The sequence below is a fragment of the Pseudomonas sp. NCHU5216 genome (assembly GCF_052156495.1).
Taxonomy (GTDB): domain Bacteria; phylum Pseudomonadota; class Gammaproteobacteria; order Pseudomonadales; family Pseudomonadaceae; genus Aquipseudomonas.
This window is the reverse complement of record NZ_JBQLIX010000012.1, coordinates 14424-31169: the sequence shown is the minus strand read 5'-3', so window position 1 is coordinate 31169 and position 16746 is coordinate 14424. Positions and strand designations below refer to the sequence as shown.

The following is a 16746-nucleotide window of genomic DNA, read 5'->3' as shown; positions in this document are numbered from 1 at the left end:
GAGATGGCTAAGCCGAAACCTTTCACCCGTGCTCATGGCATGATCGTCATCCGTAACAGCCGTGAAGACTGCATACAGCACACTCTTACGCCTCAAGAGCTGGCTACCGTCGCCCTTGATCTACTGATTAAAGAGCTAGGCACGGAAGGTGCTCGCCAGTTCCTGCGCAAGGAATTCGCCCGGTATCACCGCGACTACCTCGGGGACGGCCGAGACGAAAGGCTCCCTAGGATCGCTGACTACAACCCCAGCAACGTCGCTGCGAGCGCACACTCACTCTCCCGCTAGTTAGCGTTGAATCTGGTTCATCCTGGGGTGGGGCTGCGACATATCCCTCCCTAGCGCCAGCAACACAAGGGGTTTCGCCTCATGCTTTCTGCCATTGAGGCACTTTGTCGCCGGGGATTTTCAACATCTTTCCGATAGCTCGGCTAGACACGCCTGTTCGTCGTAGCTAGCCTCTGGCCATCAGCGCGCATGTTCTGATGTGTTTTTGAGAGTAAGTCCTTAGCCTAAAGTCCATGCTGTCTATAGTTAGTCGTTACAGGGAGCATACCGTGACCCCAAATGCTAGAGCATGTATTGCTTATATTATTGCCTGCCTATCCGGCTCAAGGGCATCGTCAATTTATGACTACTCACAGTCGAAGCATATAAATATAAGTGGAACCGTAAGTAATGGAAAAATCAATATCTATGATTACGACAGAGGCTGCTATGTTTCAGGATCACCAACTAGCCTATATGATTACGGCAATAGCGCATACATCCAATTAACAACAAACAACAACAACTTTAAAGGCTACGATTACCACACAAGCAGCCACTTTAGCGGGCAAATAAAAGGAAGAACAATCTCAATTTACGATTACCAAACCTCTTCCCACTATAATTTTACTACTTAAGCCCGCACCAACACATTACGCCTTGACAAATGCCTCACCCAGCGCCCAGCCATTTTATAGGGCAACACACTTAATAGAAATGATTTTTTGCTCTATTCCTTTCAGGCGAGGGATTCATTCTGAACAATGATATTGATCTATTAAACTCTCTCGCTCTAGACATCGATAGCGCCATCGATAATGAAAGAGCTGATTTACTGATCATTTTATCTGATCAAATTAATCGCCTTACAAAAGATGAAAAGGCGGGATCTGACAGCTTCAGAAGCACTTTAACGTTCTATCTGTCGAATATATATCAGTTCCTTGGGGCGCGCACTGGCGACATTTGGGAAAACCCTGACTATGCAAATGCCATCATTTGCCACAGGAAGTTTTATAGATTTAAGGAATGCACTGAGAATATTTTGCACAAGGTTCAAATCAACCACGCAAATTCTCTTGAGTATTTATGCCGGGTATTTGAAGCTATTCCTTTATGGAAGAAAGGCATAGTTAATCCGGGCGAACCGCAGGAGGTTGGGCTATATAGACTGGCAAGCGGACTTTTGAATTTGTCTGGCCACCTCTATGATGATTCACATACCTACTACTACCAACTCTATTCTTATAAATACTTAAAAGCACTTAAATCAAAAGGATTCTTTTATCATTCAGGCATACAGTCTAGCCTTGCAGCAGGAAGCGGCTCTCTAACTTCAAAGTTCCTTGAGCATGTACAGGATTCATTTGATTCCGCCCCCGACTTACTAGGGCACGATTACACGCCGAGACATGCTAAAGAAGAAATGAGATATCGAGCATGGTGTAAAGATAATGTGCTATTTTTGAACCCATTAAATGATCTTGATTCTGCCTGGGTTGTAGATCATGACGTTCTTAGCTTTCCTTCATATAGAACCCCCGTTTCTCAAGGCCCTTATCTCTCTGCATCATTTTCCTCTATGAAAAACGAATTTTGCTATTATCGCCACGTTTTCTATGAAGGAATAACTAAGCAGTACAAAAGATTTATCGATAAAGACAAGTACCTTACAGACACTCTAGACGGAGTAATCTATGAGGGTCACATTGAGAAAGTAAAAAGCGCACTAAGAGGATGCTTTAGTGTCTTAGATAAAATATCAAGATTACTTGACAAATATTACAACCTAAACAGCAAGAATATTGCCTTTAATCGCCAGTGGTTTTGTCAACAGAAGATTCTTCAAGATCAAATCAATCCCTTCTTAACGGCACTGTATTGGTTAAGCAAGGACTTCAGTCCGCATGATGGCAATGAACTTAGACCTTCATATTGGCTTGAAGATTCAGCATTTGAGGTGCGCGAACTCAGGAACGAACTTGAGCATGGTTGGGTGCGAGTAGTGAACGACAAAAATCACCAAGCAGCGTTTTGGGGAAACGAACATGATTACGCCTATAAGATCACAAGTTTAGAGCTTATTGAGAAAGGAATGTATGTATTAAAGCAAACAAGGAATGCCCTCATGTATATGTGTCTCGCTATAAACCACACAGAGAAAAACAATCCCAAAAAGGATGACGATATAATCCTAAGCAATTATATTCCAACCATTGATTAGAACTTTTATAGGTTCTTTCACTAAAAACAACTACTGTGGATAATACTCACGGAGAAAAAATTTGACCAAAGAAAAATACCAAATTCCGAGAAAAGCAGATTTCATAGGCTTCACAATACTTCTACACGACCTGAAATGCTTTGACGAAGAGCTCTCTAGCGTGGCCGATGGAATTGACAGCCTTACAAAAAAAATGAGAAGCACTAGAAATGTTTTTGTTTCCCTACACAACCTTAAGGATTTAATAAGCAGAATAAGAGTTAGCGGCGACTTACAGTTCACCACTGAAACTAGAAAAATAAAGCGAGAGCTTGATTTTATTGCACACATCAGAAACAAAGGTGTAGGCCACCTTGATAGCGCCCTTTTGGAAAGAGCAGCGCAGTGGACTCCAGAGTTATTTTACGAACACTCGCACGCAAACCCAGATTATCTAAACTTCCTATCATACAAATCCGTTCTTGAGTCAACCATCAATTCATATATAAACGAAGAAGGCGAGCAAAAAGTTTTTAATACGGAAATTGACTTTCTATATCCTCCAGATGCAAAGCATTTTTTTACTTTTCTCTCAGACATAGTAAAACGATCAATCGCATGGATTGAATCCGCATTAGAAGTCATTAAACCAGAAATAACCCTACACTCGCACGATAAAATTAAAGAGATGGGAGTTATAGCGGGACAAACAAATTTCAATCTGAAGTCCGAATCCGAATTCAGATACAGTGATAGAGAAACAAATGAAATGATTGAATCTATGATAGGCACCTTGAGAGAGATGGGTGTGAGCGAAGAAATCATCACACGCCTGAGAGAAATATGAACACCTATACCTTCAATTAAAATGGCTTTTCCATCTACTACTTTGACCACCGTAGCAATCCTTAGGTAAGAGACTTATACATGAACGACGAATGGATAACTAAAACAGCGCTTGGAGAGTCTCAAGCTAAATTAGCAGAAGTATGGTTCACATATTTAGGCTTTCTTACTGTTACAGCAGTATTTCATGGTATAGCTGAGAAGTCCGGAGCCTTTGGCTTTGTTGCATTCAAATGGATTTGCTATTTAGCGCTATGGCGATGGGTGATGTTCAAGATTGACAGCCTAATCTGGATACTTTTCCCTAAGGTCAAGCCTGAAATAGGTAAAGAAATAGGAGGCAAAGGCTTTTTTTGGTCTATTTTTATTTCCACCCAGATAGCTTGCTACTCTTATTTTATTTCCCTAAAGGCTATCGAAATTATTAATAATATTGGCAGTGCCTAATCCATTTTAGTCCTACTTCTGCGTTTGCCTATACACTGCACTTCGTTTGAGTGCGATTATAGACAAGAGAAGCTAGAACAGTGTCAGGTAAGACCATGACGTACGTTAGGTGTCGGAATCTTTACATATGGTGTGTCTAGGTGCTCTTCTTCTCCCCCACCATTCATAGCTGACAAAACAAGCCCTGAATATTTCTGATATCGAATGTTTGTTTCTCCCTCTGACAGCAAGTCACTTGTGTGGATAGGAGGGACTTCTATAGAGGGATCAGGATTCACCATGATCATGGTGTATGGTTTTTCATAGAGCCTATATGCTTCTGTGCTGTTGCTCTTGGGCTTGCGCTTCACACCTAGGTATCCCCATTCCTCCCTCCCCTCAGTGGTTGTAATACGGCCATTCCTATCGCATTTGATTGCATACCCAACATCTCTAAGCATGGCATTCAGCACAATAGGGTCAGAATGCATTAATGTGCTTTCCTCCCTCAACACTGTCAAAGATTCACTTACAATAATATCCCCAGTGTTCAGGGAAGAAAGCTCTGCCTCTAATGCTTCCCTATCGGCCTTCAGCGCTATCAGTTTGCTTTGAATCTCTGGTAGATCAACAGCGAGCGCCAGCACCACCAGCTTGTTAATCTCCTGGGTTGCCTGTGCTATTTCAGCTTCCAAGGTGATTCTACGCTTATCACTGTTGGATAGTGTTTGTTTGGCAAATGCTCGTTTGAATGCTCTGTTTGAGGTAAGCACCTGAACAAGCTTGATGATGTTTACAGGGATCGATTTATTATTAATACACCCAGCAGTCTTTAGGCGATGATGTGTCAGGCAACGCATAGCCGCTGGGATTCCATTAACCGAATGAAACACCATCGATGCACCGCAGTGATCACACTTCACTAATCCGACAAGAAAGTGTTTACTTGTGCGTTTTCGCTCCGTCTTACGCTCTTCTAGAAGCTTCTGAACAAGATGGAATGTTTCAGGTTCTACAATTGCCGGATATACACCATGGATTAAATCTCCTGTGCTATCACTGTTCGCCCATGCACCAATAGCAGCAGGATTAGTCAACCACCCCTGCACTGTTGGCCCTGAACATTTAGAAAGCTTTTCAACACCAGATTGTCTAATTCTTGATGCAATTGAATGCTTGCCGACACCGGAAATATACCAATCAAAGACAAGGCGGATTTGCTGTGCCACCTCTTCAATTACATTACCGTTTGAATCGAGCCAGAGAGGGGTATAACGCTTAATTCTCTCTCCACCCTTAGCTCTGGTACGCCTTGCCTCATAAGACGCTGATACGCGCTCTGAGAGCGTTTTAGAATAGCTATGTGCTGCCTGTATCTTGGCCATCAACAGGAATATCTGAGTGCCAAGCAAGCTCTGCTCGGTGTATTCCTGGCCATCCTCAATAGTTACGATGGACACTCCAGCTCGCAGAATCGGCGCCAGCAAATCGAAAACATCCCAAGTTCCCCGCCTGGTAGCCCTGTCGATTGCCTCCAGTAACACACAGTCGCCGGCCCGGATCGCCCCCGCTTCGATTGCTTCATGAATCTTAATGAAGCCCGAAGCTTTCTTGCTCTTCTCCGTAGAAAAGCCACTCTTAGCTAGGTCCTCAAATGTCAGGTTTGAGCGTGTGTATTCGGGGTGTTGAGCAAGCCACCTGTCTATCAACTCGGCCTGTCGCCTGTAGCTATCGCCTACGGTTTGCCGGTAGCTGGAAAATCGAATGTAGGGGATTGCTTGCTTTGTCATACTGCGCAACCTGAATCAGAGGGGGTACAGAGCGTCATGATACGGGAATATCACAAACCGAAAAGCTGGGATCAGGGCCTGATGGGCATGCAGGTGGGCGGCAAGCGCAAGCTGCAGGTGCCGGCGCACCTCGGTTATGGCGAACGCAGCGTGGGCTCGATTCCGCCCAATTCCGACCTGACCTTCGAGATCGAACTGCTGGAAGTGCTGACCCGCGATGACTGATGCCGCCCTCGCCACACTGCGCGAGCACCTGCTACACGCGCTGGACAACCACCCCGGCAGCGAGACGCGCCGCCTGTTCCATGGCCGTGGTCGCTGCTGGCCGGCTCTGGAGCAGATCACCGTCGACTGGCTGTCCGGCATCGTCCTGGTGATGCTGTTTCGCGAGCCGTCGCCGGCGCTGCGACCGCTGCTAAAGGAACTACTGCAGACGCCGCAATGGCAGGCCAGTGGCGCCCGTGGCCTGCTGCTGCAACACCGCTACGTGCAGGGCAGCGAAAGCGAATGGCTGGCCGGCGAGCCGCAGGCGCAATGGCCGATCATCGAGGACGGCCTGCATTACCTGCTGGATCTGGGCAGCAAGCAGAACAGCGGGCTGTTCCTCGACATGCGCCAGGGCCGCCAGTGGGTGCGCCAGCAGGCCGCCGGCAAGCGTGTGCTCAACCTGTTCGCCTACACCTGCGGTTTCTCCGTGGCGGCCATCGCTGGTGGTGCCGAGCGGGTGGTCAATCTGGACATGGCGCGAGCTGCACTGTCACGCGGGCGTGAGAACCATCGCCTGAACGGCCATGACCTCTCCCGCGTGGAGTTTCTCGGCCACGAGCTGTTCAAGTCCTGGGGCAAGGTGCGCAAGAGCGGGCCTTATGACCTGGTGATCATCGATCCGCCGAGCTTCCAGAAAGGCAGCTTCGCCCTCACTCAGGACTACGCCAAGATTCTCCGGCGCCTGCCCGAGCTGCTGACCGAGGGCGGTACCGTGCTGGCCTGCGTCAATGACCCGGATATCGGCCCGGACTTCCTCATCGACGGCATGGCCGCCGAGGCGCCGCAGTTGCGCTTCGTCGAGCGCCTGGACAACCCGCCGGAGTTTCCCGATATCTCGCCCGAGAGCGGCCTCAAAGCCTTGGTGTTCCAGTTGTAGTCCGGATGAAATCCGGGGCCTGGGCGTCGAAAAATCCCCGGATTGCATCCGGGCTACGCACTGATATTCCCCCGTAGGTTGTGCTGTGCGCACCACCTGCCAACGGTGCGCACGGCGCACCCTACCGAATACCCAGACGCTTGGCCAAGCGGCTGAGGTTGGCGCGATCCACCCCCAGCTCGCGCGCCGTGTCGGCCCATTTGCCCTGATGCCGCGCCAGGCACTGTTCGATCAAACGGCGCTGGAACGCATCCACCGCCGGGCGCAGTTCCATGCCGGCCGGCACGGGCTCGTCGGCCGCCATGTCCGCCTCGACAGCAGCACTCGCCTCGCCCGCCGGCAAGTCCAGATCCTGCACATCGAGGCTGAGAATGCGCGGCCGCTCGTCATGGCGCGCCAATGCCTTGATCGCCGCGCGGCCGATCAGGTGCTCCAGCTCACGCACGTTGCCCGGCCAGTCGTGGCCCAGCAGCGCCTTCTGCGCCTCCGCACTCAGGCGCAGGCTGCGCAGCCCGAGCCTTGCGCGATTCTCTTCGAGGAAATACCCCGCCAGCAGCAGCACATCGCGGCCCCGCTCGCGCAGCGGCGGCACCGGCAACGGGTAGACGCTGAGGCGGTGATAGAGGTCGGCGCGGAAGCGCCCGGCGCGCACTTCCGCCGCCAGGTCGCGGTTGGTGGCGGCGATCACCCGCACGTCGACGCGGTGCTCGCGATCCGAGCCGACCCGCTGCAACTGGCCGCTCTGCAGCACCCGCAGCAGCTTGGCCTGCACCGCCAGCGGCAGCTCGCCCACCTCGTCGAGGAACAGGCTGCCGCCGTCGGCCAGCTCGAACTTGCCGCTGCGCTCGCTCATGGCGCCGGAGAAGGCACCGCGCACATGGCCGAACAGCTCGCTCTCCACCAGGGCATCCGGCAGCGCCGCGCAGTTGATGCTGACCAGCGGCCGCTGCGCACGCGACGAAGCAGCGTGGATGGCCTCGGCCACCAGCTCCTTGCCCACCCCGGTCTCGCCGGTGATCAGCACGGTCAGCGGGCTGTCGCCGACCAGACGGATTTCGCCCTGCAGCTTGCGCAGCGCCGCGCTCTGCCCCACCAGTTCGCGCGGCTGCTGGCGGGCCTGCTGGTACAGCGCGTTGAGCTGGCGCTCGGTCTCCACCCGCCGCGCCAGACCGCTGATACGCTCGCTCACCTTGACCGTGGCAGCGGCCAGACTGGCGAAGGCCTCCAGCCCATCCAGATCGACCTGGCCAAAGCGCGCCGGGTCGAGCGAATCCAGGGTCAGCAGGCCCCAGAGCTGCTCGTCCAGATACAGCGGGCAGCCCAGGCAATCGTGCACTTCCAGATGGCCATGCAGCCCTTCGACCAGGCCGTCGTAGGGGTCGGGCAGCCCACTGTCGGCGGCGAAGCGAGTCGGCCCGACATGCTCCAACAGGGCCGCCAGGCGTGGATGCTCGCTGACCCTGAAGCGGCGCCCCAGGGTATCGGCACTCAGCCCCTCGACGGCCAAGGGCACCAGCACCTCGCCATCGAGCCGCAGCAAGGCCACGGCATCGCAGGGGAACAACTGGCGCAAAGCGGCAAGCAGGCGCCGATAGCGCTCACCATCGTCCAGCTCACGGGACAGATCGGCCACCAGAGGGATCAGGGTCTGCAGCAGCGGGTTAGCGGTCATTTCGACTACTCATTGTCTTTATGACCCAAGATCAAGACGAGTCATTAATACAACAAAACAAGCAAACCATTGATATTTAAGGACTAATTAAATGGCACGCTTACTGATAGATATCTCGCGCCAACGCTAGCACGCCCCAACTGGCCAAGCGAGCCATACCGGCGTCTTCATTTGCCTTGCGGAGAACCCCAGATGCTGACCAACGCGCAAAAAGACCTGATCAAAGCCACCGTCCCCCTGCTGGAAAGCGGCGGCGAAGCGCTGACCACCCATTTCTATCGCATCATGCTCGGCGAGTACCCCGAAGTGCGCCCGCTGTTCAACCAGGCGCACCAGGCCAGTGGTGACCAGCCGCGCGCGCTGGCTAACGGCGTGCTGATGTACGCCAGGCATATCGACCGCCTCGAGGCGCTCGGCCCGCTGGTGGCGCAGATTGTCAACAAGCACGTATCGCTGCAGATTCTTCCCGAGCATTACCCCATAGTCGGCGCCTGCCTGCTGCGGGCGATTCGCGAAGTGCTGGGGGCCGAGATCGCCACCGACGCGGTGATCGATGCCTGGGCCGTGGCCTATCAGCAACTGGCCGATATCCTTATCGGCGCGGAAGAACGCCAGTACGCCGAGAATGCCGCTGCGCCCGGTGGTTGGCGCGGCGCCCGGGCCTTCCGGGTGGCGCGCAAGGTGAGCGAAAGCGCCGAGATCCTGTCCCTGTACCTGCAGCCGGTGGACGGCGGCGCACTGCTCGCCCATCAGCCCGGGCAGTACATCGGCCTGCGCCTGCTGCTGGATGGCGAGGAGGTGCGCCGCAACTACTCGCTGTCGGCCCTGAGCAACGGCCGCGAATACCGGATCAGCGTCAAGCGCGAGCCCGGTGGCCGGGTGTCCAATCACCTGCATGACCAGGTGCAGGTCGGCGACGAGCTGGAGCTGTTCCCGCCGGCTGGCGAATTCACCCTGAGCGAATCGGACAAGCCACTGGCGTTGATCAGCGCTGGCGTCGGCATCACCCCGGCACTGGCCATGCTCGACGCGGCGCGACACAGCGGCCGGCCAATCCACTTCATCCATTGCGCGCGCAACGCCGAAGTGCACGCCTTCCGCGACTGGGTCGCGGCCCAGGCCGCCGAGCACCCGCAGATTCGTCATTACGTCTGCTACAGCGAACCACAAGAGGGCGATCAGGCCGACGCCACGGGCCTGCTCAGCCGCGATCTGCTGGAACGCTGGCTGCCCGCCGAGCGCGACCTGGACGCCTACTTCCTCGGCCCGAAACCCTTCATGGCCCAGGTCAAGCGCCACCTGCAGGCGCTGGGCGTGCCCGCCGAACAAAGCCGCTACGAGTTCTTCGGCCCGGCGGCAGCCCTGGATAGCTGAACGAGAGGAAATCCCCCATGCACGTGCTCGACCGCCAGCAAGCCATGGCCATCCCCCCGCTCTGGCGCCTGGGCTTTCGCCCGTTCTTCCTTGCCGGCGCCCTGTTCGCCGGGCTCGCCGTTGCCCTCTGGGCGGCGGTGCTGCAGGGGCTGGCGAGCCCAACGGTGCCCGGTGGCATGCTGGCCTGGCATCGCCACGAGATGCCCTTCGGCTTCGGTCTGGCGATCATCGCCGGCTTCCTGCTCACCGCCGTGCAGAACTGGACGGGCCGTCCGGGCCTGAGCGGGCGTCCCTTGATGCTGCTCTGCGGGCTGTGGCTGGCGGCGCGCCTGGCCTGGTTCGTCCCCGCGCCACTGGCTCTGCTGATCGTGCTGCAACTGGCCTTTGTCAGCCTGTTCATCGTGCAGATGGCGCGTCAGTTGATTGCTGCGCGACAGCGCAACAACTACCCCATCCTGCTGGTGCTGAGCCTGCTCGCCCTGTGCCAGGCGCTCACCCTCACCGGCCTGGCGCAGAGCGACGATGGCCTGCAACGCCGTGGCGCCCTGGCCGCGTTGTGGCTGATCGGTGTGCTGCTGAGCCTGATCGGCGGGCGGGTGATCCCCTTCTTCACCCAGCGCGGCCTGGGCCGGGTCGAGGCCTTCGCCGCCCATCCCTGGCTGGATCGTCTGCTGCTGGTCTGCGGTGTGCTGGTGGCAGCGGCGTTCGCCAGCGGGCACAACCTGCAACCCCAACCCTGGTTGGCCATCCCCTTCATGCTACTGGCGGCGCTGCACGGCCTGCGTCTGTGGCGCTGGCACCTGCCCGGCATCTGGCGCGTGCCGCTGCTGTGGTCGCTGCATCTGGCCTATGCCTGGCTGCTGCTCGCTGCACTGGGCATGGCGGCCTGGCATCTGGGCTGGCTGGCGCAATCCAGCCTGGCCAGCCATGCCTTGGCGGTGGGCGCGATGGGCGGGCTGATCCTGGCGATGATGGCGCGGGTCAGCCTCGGCCATACCGGGCGCGCCCTGCAGCCACCCAAGGCCATGGCCTGGGCCTTCGCCCTGGTCAATCTGGGCGCACTGATCCGGGTCGCAGCAGGCGGCGGCTGGTTATGGCTGGCGGCGCTCTGCTGGGGCCTGGCCTTCGCCCTGTTCGCCCTGCACTACGCGCCGATGCTGTGTCAGACGCGGGTGGACGGGCATCCCGGTTGAACGCCTACCAGGCTAGCCAGCCGCCCAGCCCCAACCACAATCCGGCCACGAGCATGCTCAGCAGCGTCACTGGCACGCCACTGCGCGCATAGTCGCCGAAGCCCAGGCTGACACCCTGGCGCTTGGCCCCCTCGGCAACGATCAGGTTGACCACGCTGCCGATCAGCAACAGGTTGCCCGCCAGGGTGGACATCACGGCCAGGCCGATCAGCACCGAATGCGACAGCTCCGGCATCAGCCCCAGCAGCAACACCACGAATGGCACGTTGCCGATCAGGTTGCTCGCCACCAGCGAAGCACTGGCCAGCGACCACACGCCCTGCGGCAACAGGCCATGCTCGGCCAGCCACGCCGCCCCCTGGGCAAGCTGCGGCAGTTGCAGCGCCGCACCACTGACCAGGAACAGGCCGACGAACAGCAGCAGCAGGTTCCAGTCCACCTTGTGCACGTAGTCACGGCTGTCCACCCGGCGCGACACCATCACCAGCACCGCCACCAGCAAGGCCGACAGTTCGCGCGGCAGGCTGGTGGCGAACAGCGCCAGCAGGGCCAGGCTGGCCAGCAGCGGCTTGAGGTAACTGCGCGCACCATAGACCTGCTCCACCGGCATGTCGCTCGCAGTCAGGGGCTTGGCTTGCCCCCAGCGCCGCCGCCACTGCAGCCAGATCACCCCATGGACGATGAGCATGGCCGCCAGCGCCGGCGGGCCGGCCACGGCAACGTAGCCCCAGAAATCCAGGCCGCCGGCCTGGCCGATAAGGATGTTCTGCGGGTTGCCGATCAGGCTGGCAGCGGAGCCGGCATTGCACGACAAGGCCAATGCCAGCAGGAAGGGCCGCGGCTCCAACCCGCGTTGCTGCAGGCTGCGGCAGAGCAGCGGGGTCAGGGCGAAGGCGACGATATCGTTGACCAGAATCGCCGACAGCAAGCCGCCCAGCAGCACCACGCCGGCCAGCAACAGGGTCGGGCGCGTGGCGTGGCGGGTGAGGTAGCGATTGAGCCAGGCATAGACGCCGGAAAAATCGAACTGCGCGGACACCAGCATCAGCGCCAACAGCAGCAACAGCGCGCCGGGGTCGAGGTGCTGCGCGGCCTCCGGCATGCTCAGTGCGCCGCTGACCAGCAGCAGCACGGCGGCACTGCAGGCGATCCAGCTACGGTCGACACGCAAGCCGCGGATACCGCCGGCAGCCATGCCGAGATAGGTGAGCACGAACAGCCCAAGGGTCAGCCAGGCAGCGAAGGTCATGGGGGATATATTCACAAGCATGGGAGGGCAGCACTCTAGCGCTAGTTCCAGCGCGGCGGAATGCTTGTTCCATCTATCGCGGCTAAAGCCCCTCCCACAGCCCAGGCGACCGTAGGAGGGGCTTTAGCCGCGACCGGCTCAGCGGATAAAGGCCCGGCTGACCTCGCGAAAAGTCTCGGTGCCGGCCTGTTCCAGCCACTCGAAGGCGACCATCTCGCGTGACACGATCACGGCCCCGGCGCGCTCCATGCGCGCCAGGCCCAGGGCCTTGTCGCGCGGGCGGCGCGAACCCACCGCCTCGTCCACCACGAACACCTCGCGCCCCGCCGCCAGCAGGCCGAGCACCGTCTGCAGCACGCAGACATGGGTTTCCGTGCCGCAAACGATGAACTGCTGGCGCTCGCCGCCGGGCAGGTCGAACACCCCTGCGCCTGCGGTGGCCGAGAAATGAATCTTCTCGCGCAAACCGGCACTCGGCAGCAGCGCGCGCAGTTCCGCTGCGGTGGTGCCCAGCCCCTTGGGATACTGCTCGGTGGCGATCACCGGCACGTCGAGCCGCTGCGCCACCTGCACCAACCAGGCGGCCTGCTCGACCACCGCCATACCGCCGTCGATAGCCGGCAGCAGGCGCTCCTGCAGATCGATCAGCAACAGGGTGGAATCCTTCGCTCGCATCAGCATCGCTATGCTCCTTCCTTCACCGCGAAACGCGCGTCGAGCCGGCTGTAGCCGAGGCCGACGCCCTTGTGCACCCGCAACTGCACGGGAATACGTTCCTTCATCGCCTCGACATGGCTGATCACACCGATGGTCTTGCCGCTGGCGTTGAGGTTGTCCAGGGCATCCAGCGCCACTTCCAGGGTTTCGCCATCGAGGGTGCCGAAGCCCTCGTCGAGAAACAGCGAGTCGATGCTGGTCTTGTGGCTGACCAGATCCGACAGCGCCAGGGCCAGCGCCAGGCTGACCAGAAAGCTCTCGCCACCGGACAGGGTGCGGCAATCGCGTGCCACGTCGGCCTGCCAGGTGTCACGCACCTCCAGCTCCAGTTCGCCGCTGCTCTTGCGCGCCAACTGATAGCGGCCATGCAGGCGCGTCAGTTGGCGGTTGGCCAGGTGGATCAGGTGGTCGAGGGTCAGGCCCTGGGCGAACTTGCGGAACTTGGCGCCATCGGCCGAACCGATCAGGCCATTGAGCTGCTGCCACAGGGCATGTTCGTCGGCCTGCGCTTCGATCTCGGCGAACAGCGCCTGCTGGCTGCTGCGCCGTGTATCGTCGGCCTGCAACTGCGCGCGCAGCTCGCCCTGGCGCTCGCTCAGACTGCGCAAACGCGCCTGTAAGTCCTCAATCTGCTCCGCCAGTTCGGCCAGGCTCAAGGGAGTCTGCGGTTCGGCCTGCAAGCGCTGCACCTCGGCCTGAGCGGCGGCCAGCAAGGTCGTGGCCTGGGTGTGAGCGCGCTCCAGTTCGGCCTTGAGCGCCGTCAGCCGCTGGCGCTCGTCTTCGCTCAACACGGCAGCCTCGAACGCCGCCTGATCGGTGAAGGGACTGCTTGCCAACGTCTGTTGCCAGGCCCGCTGGCACTCGTCCTGACGTAGTTGCAGGCGTTCCAGCAAGGCCACCTGAGCCTGCTCGCTGCCGGCCAGACCGTCGCGTTCGCGCTGACTCGCGGCCAGCCGCTCGGCTGCGTCGCCCAGGGCCTGCTGGGGATTGGCCGGCGCTGCGGGTTCCTCCAGGCTCGATGCGCCCGCGTCCTGCCAGCGTTGCTGCCATTGCTCGGCCTGAGTCTGGGCTTCATCCAGTTGCCGCTGCGCCTCGCGCTCAAGTTCGTGCAATTGCTGCTGGCGCGCCTGCGCCTCCTGCCAGGCCAGCCAGTTGGCTTTCTGCTGCGCCAACCAGCCTTCGCCATCGGCGGGCAGCTCGCTGGCGAAGCCCTCCAGGCTTACCAGCAGCGCTTGGGCCTGCTGCGTCTGCTCGGCCTGGAGCTGGCCGAGGTGCGCCTGCTGCTCGGTCAGGCGCGCCTGGGCGTTGTCGATATCGCGATCGAGCAATGCCTGCTGCTGTTGCGCCTCGGCCTGCTGGCGCTCGGCCCTCTGGCGCTGCTCGCCCAGGCGCTGCAGCTCAGCCTGCTGAGCCTGCACGGCCTCCAGACGCGTTTGCAGTGCGGCCAGTTGCTGCTCGTGCTGCTGTTGCAGCGGGCTCAGCTCGGCAGCATCTTGCAGCGGGATGTGATGCTCGCGCAGTTGCTGCAGCCACTGCTGATCCAGCGGCTGCAACTGCGCCTGGGCCTGCGCCTGTTGCTGCTGCACCTGCTCGATCTGCGCGGCCAGGCGGGTCAGCTCATCACGCAGATCGGCACCCTGGCTTTCCAGCTCGCTCAACTCGCTGCGGCACTGCGCCAACGCCTGTTCGGTGGCGGAGACGTTCAGCGCCTGGTACTGACTGATCGCCGGATGCTCGTGCGAGCCACACAGCGGGCAGGCATCACCCGGTTGCAGGCGGGCGCGGTACGCCTCCAGATCCTGGATGCGCTGCTCCTGCTCCAGCAGCTTTTCCTTGTCGGTGACCTGCTGCTTGAGTGCTTTGTAGCGCTCACGCAGGGCGTTGATCTCGGTGTTCTTGTCCGCCTGCTGGCGCTGCAACTCGGCCAGGCGCGGCGGCAGCTCGGCCAATTGGGCGTTCAGGGCCTCACGGCTCTGCGCCAGTTGCTGCAGGCGGTCGAACACCCGGCTGCGTGCTTGCAGGCGCTGCCAGTCCTGGCGCAAGCCGGCCTCTCCTGCCTCACCCAACAGGTCTCGCATGCTTGCCTGCTGCTGCGCCTCGGCATCGCGCGCCTGCTGCACCTGCTGCTGCGCCTGCACCAGGCGGGCGCCCTGCTCCTCACGCTGACGTTGCAGGGTGGCGAGCTGCGCGCTGGATTCGTTCAGGCGCGCTTGCGCAGTCTGCAGTGCCTGCTCGGCCTTGGCCCGTTGCGTGAAGCGCTCGTCCCAACCACTGAGCAACCCGCCCAGGCGCGCATGCTGGCTGCGTTCACTCAGCCATGCCTGCACCTCGGCGTGCTGGCGCTGCACCTGGGTCAGCGCCACCTGGCGCTGCTCACGCCAGCGCGCCGCATAACGGCAGGCCTGCCACAGGGCCTGGCGTTCACGCTCGGCGCACGCCTGCATTTGCTCACGCAGCTCAAGCAAAGCTCGCTCGGCCTGCTGACTGTCGTGCTGCGCCTGCTGCCAGGCCTGGTGCAGCGGCAGCAGGCGCGCGGCAGGCTCGCTGGCGGCCAGGCGCTGCAGATCATTGGCCGCAGCGGCCTGGCGCTGCTGGGCCTGCTCCAGCCCTTGTGCGGCCTCGACGGCCTGCTGCTCGGCACGCTGCAGCGCCTCACGCCAGCGCTGCCCGGCCAGCAGCCCTTGTTGCTCGGCCAGCAGCGGCGTCTGCTCCTGCGCCAGGCGCTCGGCTTCGGCCTGCAGCTCGGCACGTTGCGCCTCGTCCAGCAGTTCCATGCCCTGGGCGCGGCTTTTCAGCAGGCCCAGTGCCTGTTCGGCGGCCTTGGTGCGCTCATAGACCTGCTGGGAAATCTGCCCATAGACCTCGGTGCCGGTCAGCTCCTCCAGCAGCTCGGCGCGCTGGTTGGCATTGGCTTCGAGAAAGGCCGCGAAACCACCCTGGGCCAGCAGCATGGATTTGGTGAAGCGCTCGAAATCCAGGCCAGTCAGCTCGGCGGTGAGATGTTCCTTCTCGCGGATCTTGTCGGTAAGGATTTCGCCATCGGCGATACGCGCCAGCTCCACCTTGGGCGCCTGCAACGCGCCGTCGATCTTGTCGCGCGCGCGGCGCTGGCTCCAGAAGGCGCGGTAGCCCTGCCCCTTCACCTCGAACTCCACCTCCGCCAGGCAGTCGGCGGTGTGCCGGGTCATCAGTTCGTTGCCACTGGCCGACAGCGTGCTCATGCGCGGCGTGCGGTGATACAGAGCCAGGCAGATGGCGTCGAGCAAGGTGGTCTTGCCGGCGCCGGTCGGCCCGGTGATGGCGAACAGGCCGCTACCGGCGAAGGGCTCGGCGGCGAAGTCGATCTTCCATTCGCCCTTGAGAGAATTGAGGTTCTTGAGGCGCAGGCTGAGGATTTTCATGCACAGGTCGTAAGCCGTTGAAGGCGGTCATTCTGGCATATCCAAGCGAGGATTCAGTCGCGGCAATAGCCCTCGCCGCTGCGCACAGTCAGGCAGTTGTGCTTGTCCTGCAACCATTTCATGCCGGTGGCTTCGCCATCGGTGGCCGTGAGGGTCTCGACCACGCCATCACGCACGAAGACGATCTGCGCTCCCTGCGCACGCCCGACGAAACGCCGTGGGCCGTCGAGGTTGGCAATGGTCAGGCGGTAGTCATCGGGGGTGCCGGTGATCTCCAGGTAGGTGCCTTCAGGCCCGCTCCAGCGGCCCAGCCATCCGTCCGTAACAGCACCTGCCGTGGTTCGGTCGGGCGTGCCGCTGCATGCGGCGCAGGCCAGCAGCACAGTCAGGGAAATGGCAATCTTGAGTGAAGGTAAGTGCATGGCAGCCTCTGCTCGATAACGCTTCTTATGCCTGTTCGAGGT

At 59.3% G+C, this 16746-nt stretch carries 12 protein-coding genes and 1 pseudogene; 7 read left to right on the top strand and 6 right to left on the bottom strand.

The window, feature by feature from the left end; all coding sequences use genetic code 11:
• The first annotated feature begins 1312 nt into the window (after positions 1-1312).
• The 3 genes from ACSVIK_RS11010 (at position 1313) to ACSVIK_RS11000 (ending at position 3763) form a co-directional block, all read left to right on the top strand.
• The gene (locus ACSVIK_RS11010) at positions 1313-2491 is read left to right on the top strand and encodes an LA2681 family HEPN domain-containing protein (RefSeq protein ID WP_442444366.1); all 1179 of its coding nucleotides are present in this window, start codon (positions 1313-1315) and stop codon (positions 2489-2491) included.
• Between the two features lie 61 nt (positions 2492-2552).
• Complete coding sequence (locus tag ACSVIK_RS11005) at positions 2553-3317, top strand: hypothetical protein (RefSeq protein ID WP_442444365.1); 765 nt, start codon at positions 2553-2555, stop codon at positions 3315-3317.
• 80 nt (positions 3318-3397) lie between these two features.
• On the top strand, positions 3398-3763 hold the full coding sequence (locus tag ACSVIK_RS11000; protein ID WP_442444364.1) for a hypothetical protein: 366 nt from the start codon (positions 3398-3400) through the stop codon (positions 3761-3763).
• An 83-nt stretch (positions 3764-3846) separates the two neighbouring features.
• On the opposite strand, the gene ACSVIK_RS10995 is transcribed toward ACSVIK_RS11000, so the two are convergent.
• Complete coding sequence (locus tag ACSVIK_RS10995; RefSeq protein ID WP_442444363.1) at positions 3847-5532, bottom strand: recombinase family protein; 1686 nt, start codon at positions 5530-5532, stop codon at positions 3847-3849.
• Positions 5533-5592: 60 nt separating this feature from the next.
• Here ACSVIK_RS10995 and ACSVIK_RS10990 point away from each other — a divergent pair.
• Together ACSVIK_RS10990 and ACSVIK_RS10985 are read left to right on the top strand one after the other, a co-directional pair.
• Positions 5593-5757, top strand: a pseudogene (locus ACSVIK_RS10990) (FKBP-type peptidyl-prolyl cis-trans isomerase); the annotation flags it as partial.
• Positions 5750-6676 (top strand): class I SAM-dependent methyltransferase, encoded by a 927-nt coding sequence (locus ACSVIK_RS10985; RefSeq protein WP_442444362.1) that lies wholly within the window; start codon positions 5750-5752, stop codon positions 6674-6676. The pseudogene ACSVIK_RS10990 and the gene ACSVIK_RS10985, both read left to right, overlap by 8 nt.
• Before the next feature lie 121 nt (positions 6677-6797).
• Here ACSVIK_RS10985 and norR read toward each other — a convergent pair whose 3' ends face one another.
• Positions 6798-8348: a nitric oxide reductase transcriptional regulator NorR gene (gene norR / locus ACSVIK_RS10980; RefSeq protein ID WP_442444361.1), complete on the bottom strand. Its 1551-nt coding sequence runs from the start codon at positions 8346-8348 to the stop codon at positions 6798-6800.
• 192 nt (positions 8349-8540) lie between these two features.
• Here norR and hmpA point away from each other — a divergent pair, with 192 nt between their 5' ends.
• Together hmpA and ACSVIK_RS10970 are read left to right on the top strand one after the other, a co-directional pair.
• Entirely contained in the window at positions 8541-9722 is a 1182-nt protein-coding gene (hmpA, locus tag ACSVIK_RS10975; RefSeq protein ID WP_442444360.1) for an NO-inducible flavohemoprotein, read from the top strand.
• Positions 9723-9739: 17 nt separating this feature from the next.
• Positions 9740-10915, top strand: a complete 1176-nt coding sequence (locus ACSVIK_RS10970; RefSeq protein WP_442444359.1) for an NnrS family protein — start codon at positions 9740-9742, stop codon at positions 10913-10915.
• A gap of 4 nt (positions 10916-10919) precedes the next feature.
• Here the strand turns inward: ACSVIK_RS10970 and ACSVIK_RS10965 are convergent, their stop codons facing one another.
• The 4 genes from ACSVIK_RS10965 to ACSVIK_RS10950 form a co-directional block, all read right to left on the bottom strand.
• On the bottom strand, positions 10920-12164 hold the full coding sequence (locus ACSVIK_RS10965) for an SLC13 family permease (protein WP_442444358.1): 1245 nt from the start codon (positions 12162-12164) through the stop codon (positions 10920-10922).
• Between the two features lie 138 nt (positions 12165-12302).
• Complete coding sequence (locus ACSVIK_RS10960) at positions 12303-12845, bottom strand: hydrolase (protein ID WP_442444357.1); 543 nt, start codon at positions 12843-12845, stop codon at positions 12303-12305.
• Positions 12846-12847: 2 nt separating this feature from the next.
• Complete coding sequence (locus ACSVIK_RS10955) at positions 12848-16282, bottom strand: AAA family ATPase (protein ID WP_442444356.1); 3435 nt, start codon at positions 16280-16282, stop codon at positions 12848-12850.
• A gap of 53 nt (positions 16283-16335) precedes the next feature.
• Complete coding sequence (locus ACSVIK_RS10950) at positions 16336-16704, bottom strand: hypothetical protein (RefSeq protein WP_442444355.1); 369 nt, start codon at positions 16702-16704, stop codon at positions 16336-16338.
• Positions 16705-16746: the final 42 nt, after the last annotated feature.